The following is a 4,614-nucleotide window of genomic DNA, read 5'->3' as shown; positions in this document are numbered from 1 at the left end:
GCAGGATAGCTTATCGGTAGCTAACCGTCCCTCCATCCACATGACCAAGCGTTGCACTTATTATCTGAATTCGCGCCGTGGTGGTGATCCATAAAAGTTTGCTGGCGGACGTTCCGGACGAATTTGGCGATATTACTCCGCTGATTGCCTTACCGATGGTGTTTCTCCAGCGTAACCATGGTTCCGGGGTGTATGAGAAGTTTATCGATCTGTTTTCTGCCAGCGGTAAATATCCTGATGTCATCATGCATAACACTCAGCCAAAAGCGATTCTCGATCTGCTGGAGTCAGGGCTGGAAGCTGCGTCACTGCTGCCTGCCAGCGAAGTGGACGGCAGGCAGTTAGCGCACTGCCATGTGGTGCCATTAGCTGCCACCATGAAGCCGGTGTTTTTCCCGGCGCTGGTGAAAAAGTCCACCACGCCGATGATTAAAGAGATTGCCGCGATTGTGCAGCAAGGTTATCCGTTTTCGCCAGCATCGTGAGCACAATTCCTGTAAAAATCGGTACGTTAGCGCTATTTTAATGCCTGGTGGATGATGACTGAGGAACGCCGGGTGGAAAGACTGGATTGCGATCGGATGCTGGTGGCGGTAATGGAAACCGGCAGTTTTACCGCGGCTGCGCAGCGACTGGGCACCAGTCATGGTCAGGCGTCGAAACTGATTTCCCGCCTGGAGCGCGAGCTGGGTGTGCAGCTGTTTCGCCGCAGTACGCGTGCGCTAACCGCCACGGATGTCGGGCTGGCGTACTATGAAAAAGTGCGGCTGCTGCTGGCGGAGTATGATGCGCTGAATGATTCGGTGCGCAACTCTTCGCAATCCCCTTCTGGCCGGGTGCGCATTTCCGCGCCGGTCACCTTTGGTGCCACCCGCCTGGCACAGCCACTGATTGATTTCGCCCGTCTTTATCCCGGGATTGAGCTGGATGTCAGCTTTGCCGACCGGGTGGTCAATGTGGTGGACGAGGGTTTTGACCTGGCGCTGCGCATTGGCAAGCTGGAAGACAGCAGCCTGATGGCGCGTAAGCTGTGCGATATCCGTATTATTCTGGTGGCATCGCCAGACTATCTGCAGGCGCGGGGTGTACCGCAGCACTGGCAGCAACTGGCAGATCATGACTGCATTATCGACACCAACTTCCGTGACCCGTATCGCTGGCCGTTTCTCGATGGCGAGCAGCACGTGCAGCAACCGGTTAATGGCCGGCTGAAATTTTCCAATGCAGAAGTGTGCCTGCAGGCCGCCTGTGCCGGACTGGGAATCGCCTGTCTGCCGACGTTTGTTGCCGGTGACGCGCTGCGCAGCAAAGCCATTGTGCCGCTGCTGGCGGCGTATCCGCTGCCGACGCTGGGGCTGTTCGCCCTGTATCCGCCGGCCAAATATCTGGCGCATAAATCCCGCACGCTGATCGATTATCTGGTGGAAGCCTTTGCTGGTGAACTGGTCTGGGAACAGGGCTGGTGATAATTTCCATTATGGAAATAAATATGCTCATTTCATGGGGATAATCATCGTAATGGAAATAAGTTAACGTTCTCTCATCAACTTACTGAGAGGAAAACACCATGACTGACAACCGTACTGCTCCTTACGCTGCGCTGGTATTACGTATCGCGCTGGGTATCCTGTTTCTGGCTCACTTTGGTCTGAAGTTCTTTGTCTTCACCCCGGCGGGCACGGCGAAATTCTTTGCTTCACTTGGGCTGCCGGGTGGTCTGGCGTACCTGACCATGGCGGTGGAGCTGCTGGGGGCGATTGCCCTGATTCTGGGCATCTACGCCCGTATCGCGGCGGTGGTGTTAATCCCGATTCTGCTTGGCGCGATTTTCACGGTACACGGCCCGGCGGGCTTCTTCTTTACCAATGAGAATGGCGGCTGGGAGTTCCCGGCGTTCTGGATTGTCGGCCTGATCGCGCTGGCACTGACCGGCGACGGTAAATACGCGCTGAAACCGACGCTGATTAAGCGCTAACAGGAGGCGATATGCTGGTAAATGGTCAATGGACGGCAGAGTGGCACCCGGTACAGGCCACTGATGAGAAGGGGGGCTTTGTCCGTCAAACCTCCAGCTTTCGTCACTGGGTGACGCCGGACGGTGCGCCGGGCGTCACCGGAGCAGGTGGCTTCCAGGCGGAGCCGGATCGTTATCATCTGTATGTGGCGCTGATTTGCCCCTGGGCCTCGCGCACCCTGATTGCCCGCAAGCTGAAGGGGCTGGAAGAGGTGGTGTCGGTCTCGGTGGTGGAGCCCTGGATTCTCGATCAGGGCTGGCATTTTGGCGATTATCCCGGCGCAAACCGCGATGAGCTGAATCAGGCGGAATGGCTGCACCAGCTGTATACCCGTGCGGATGCCACCTTCACCGGCCGGGCGACAGTGCCCGTACTGTGGGACAAGAAAACCGGCACCATTGTGAATAATGAGTCGGCAGATATTGTGCGCATGTTTAACAGCGGTTTTAGTGAGCTGGCGCGTAACGATATCGATCTCTATCCGGCGCTGTTGCGTGAAGAGATTGATGCGCTGAATGCGGAAATTTATCCGCGGCTGAATAACGGGGTGTACCGCACCGGTTTTGCCACCACCCAGGTCAGCTATCAGGAAGCGTTTAACGATGTGTTCGCGATGCTGGATAAGCTGGAACAGCGCCTGAGCGATCAGCGTAGTTTCCTCACGGGTGAGCAACTGACCGAAGCGGATATCCGCCTGTTTGTCACGCTGATCCGCTTTGATGCGGCGTACCACGGGTTGTTTAAATGTAATCTGCGTCAGCTGCGTGCTTATCCACTGCTGCATCGTTATACCCGCCGCATGCTGGATATTCCGGGTGTGCGTGCAACGGTCAATATTGATCATATTAAACAGGGCTATTACTCAATTAAGGCGCTGAACCCGAACGGCATTGTGCCGGTTGGCCCGGATTTGAGTGATTACGGTTTTGCCGGAGAGGGACAATGAGCAAAAATTTGGTGATTCTGTTTCATGGCGTCGGCAGTAACGGTGCGGATATGCAGGGACTTGCGCGCTATCTGGCGCCGTCATTGCCGGGCGTCAGCTTTGCCTGCCCTGATGGCACGGCGCGCTTTGATGGCGGTGGACCAGGCTTTCAGTGGTTCAGCGTGCAGGGCGTGACGCCGGAAACGCGTCCGGCTCGTATTGTCGCCGCGCGCGACGCCTTTGACGCCACGATTGATGCCATTCTGCAGCAGCATGATGTCACGCCGGGCGAGGATAATATTATCCTCGGCGGTTTTTCGCAGGGGGCGATTATGGCGCTGGATGTGCTGGTCAGTGGGCGCTTACCTCTGTCCGGCATGGTGTCATTGTCCGGGCGTCTGGCCTCGCCGGAGCCGTTTAACCTTGCGGCGGATCAGGCGGCATTGCTGGTACACGGCAAAGCGGATGCGGTGATCCCGTGGAGCGAGAGTGAGCAGGCTGAAAAGCGCCTGCGTGCAGCAGGTGTGGCGGTGGAGAGCTTCTTCGAAGCTGACACACCGCATACCGTGACGGCTGCGGGTGTCAGCCATGCGCTGAGTTTTATCCGTCGACGTCTTAACCTCGACTAAGTGAGTCAATGATGAGCCAGTTTGCTTTTTCCCTTGCGGCGGACAGCACGCGTTTTTCCTGGCCGGAGAAATCTCTGCAGCAGGAGGTGGCGCGCGGTTATCGCCAGATTACCGCCGGGCTGGCAGCCTCGGGTCAGCTGACCGATTATGATGTGGAGATGATGATCTACCGCATCGAAGAGATTATCGAGTCAGACCATGCGTTGCAGGCAGTGCAGGGCGAGGCGCTGGCGCAGGATGACGGGCTGCGGCAGGTAAGTGAGCACTTCCTGGGGGGCGCGCAGCAGGTGGATCGCGCGGCCATTGAAGCGGCCTTTAATCAGTTTGCCGATCAGCTCTCTTACGGCCACTATCCGGTGACGGCGCAGCAGTTACAGTGGGTGGCAGGGTTTATTTTTATCCGTGAGATTAGCCATCATCTGGATGTGCCGCAGGTGCGTTTTCGCTGATTCTGGCCTGGGGTTTACGCAGCGAACAGCGCCAGCGTTTATTGATACACCGATCACAGATAGCGTTTTATTGTTTAAAGCCTGACCAGCAGGCTATTGACCCGGCCGGAGAAACAGTGATATTTTTCCGCCATTGCATTAAAGCTTGTTACCGCACTGCGGGCAAAACGTGAATGCAGTTTCAGAGTTGATTCTCTGGCTGTGCTTATGTTTTGCCCGTTTTTGTTTTTCGGAGTTGGCGATGCGTATCAAACAAGTTCTGAATAATAATGTCGTCAGCGCCGTCGATGCCAGTGGTGTGGAGTTGATTTTAACTGGCCGGGGGCTGGGATTTAATACCACCGCGGGTGATGAAGTGCCCGAAAATAGCATCGAGAAAATTTTTCGCCTCGATGATGATAAAATTTACTCGCGCTTTAAGATATTGCTGAATGAAATACCGGTGGAGATTGTGCAGCTCACGGATGATATTGTGCAGCTGGCGACCTCGTCACTGAGTTATCAGCTCGGCGAAGGGTTGTAGGCGGATTCAAGTTCGAAGTGCAACGCTAAGCCGCCTGTCTTAACTCTGCAAAGACCACTGAAGGCTGCCGGAA

General features: G+C 55.8%; 7 protein-coding genes. All 7 read left to right on the top strand.

What is annotated here, in order from left to right:
• Nucleotides 1-83 precede the first annotated feature (83 nt).
• Nucleotides 84-485, top strand: coding sequence for a hypothetical protein (locus ACSZO1_RS21710; RefSeq protein WP_437616363.1), 402 nt, complete (start codon nt 84-86; stop codon nt 483-485).
• Nucleotides 486-557: 72 nt separating this feature from the next.
• Nucleotides 558-1,466 (top strand): LysR family transcriptional regulator, encoded by a 909-nt coding sequence (locus tag ACSZO1_RS21705; RefSeq protein ID WP_437616361.1) that lies wholly within the window; start codon nt 558-560, stop codon nt 1,464-1,466.
• A gap of 101 nt (nt 1,467-1,567) precedes the next feature.
• Nucleotides 1,568-1,975 (top strand): DoxX family protein, encoded by a 408-nt coding sequence (locus tag ACSZO1_RS21700; RefSeq protein WP_437616359.1) that lies wholly within the window; start codon nt 1,568-1,570, stop codon nt 1,973-1,975.
• An 11-nt stretch (nt 1,976-1,986) separates the two neighbouring features.
• Nucleotides 1,987-2,961 carry a glutathione S-transferase family protein gene (locus tag ACSZO1_RS21695; protein ID WP_437616357.1) on the top strand — a complete coding sequence of 325 codons (975 nt, stop codon included), beginning with the start codon at nt 1,987-1,989 and terminating at the stop codon, nt 2,959-2,961.
• The gene (locus ACSZO1_RS21690) at nt 2,958-3,569 is read left to right on the top strand and encodes an alpha/beta hydrolase (protein WP_437616355.1); all 612 of its coding nucleotides are present in this window, start codon (nt 2,958-2,960) and stop codon (nt 3,567-3,569) included. The genes ACSZO1_RS21695 and ACSZO1_RS21690 overlap by 4 nt, the downstream gene beginning before the upstream one ends.
• 11 nt (nt 3,570-3,580) lie before the next feature.
• Nucleotides 3,581-4,018: a hypothetical protein gene (locus tag ACSZO1_RS21685; RefSeq protein WP_437616353.1), complete on the top strand. Its 438-nt coding sequence runs from the start codon at nt 3,581-3,583 to the stop codon at nt 4,016-4,018.
• 241 nt (nt 4,019-4,259) lie between these two features.
• Complete coding sequence (locus tag ACSZO1_RS21680) at nt 4,260-4,541, top strand: CAT RNA binding domain-containing protein (RefSeq protein WP_437616351.1); 282 nt, start codon at nt 4,260-4,262, stop codon at nt 4,539-4,541.
• The last annotated feature ends 73 nt before the right edge of the window (nt 4,542-4,614 follow it).

Origin of the sequence: Erwinia sp. V71, from assembly GCF_965644245.1 — a bacterium.
Classification (GTDB): Bacteria; Pseudomonadota; Gammaproteobacteria; order Enterobacterales; family Enterobacteriaceae; genus Erwinia.
The sequence above is the reverse complement of the archived record's forward strand: the minus strand, read 5'-3'. Positions and strand labels throughout refer to the sequence as shown.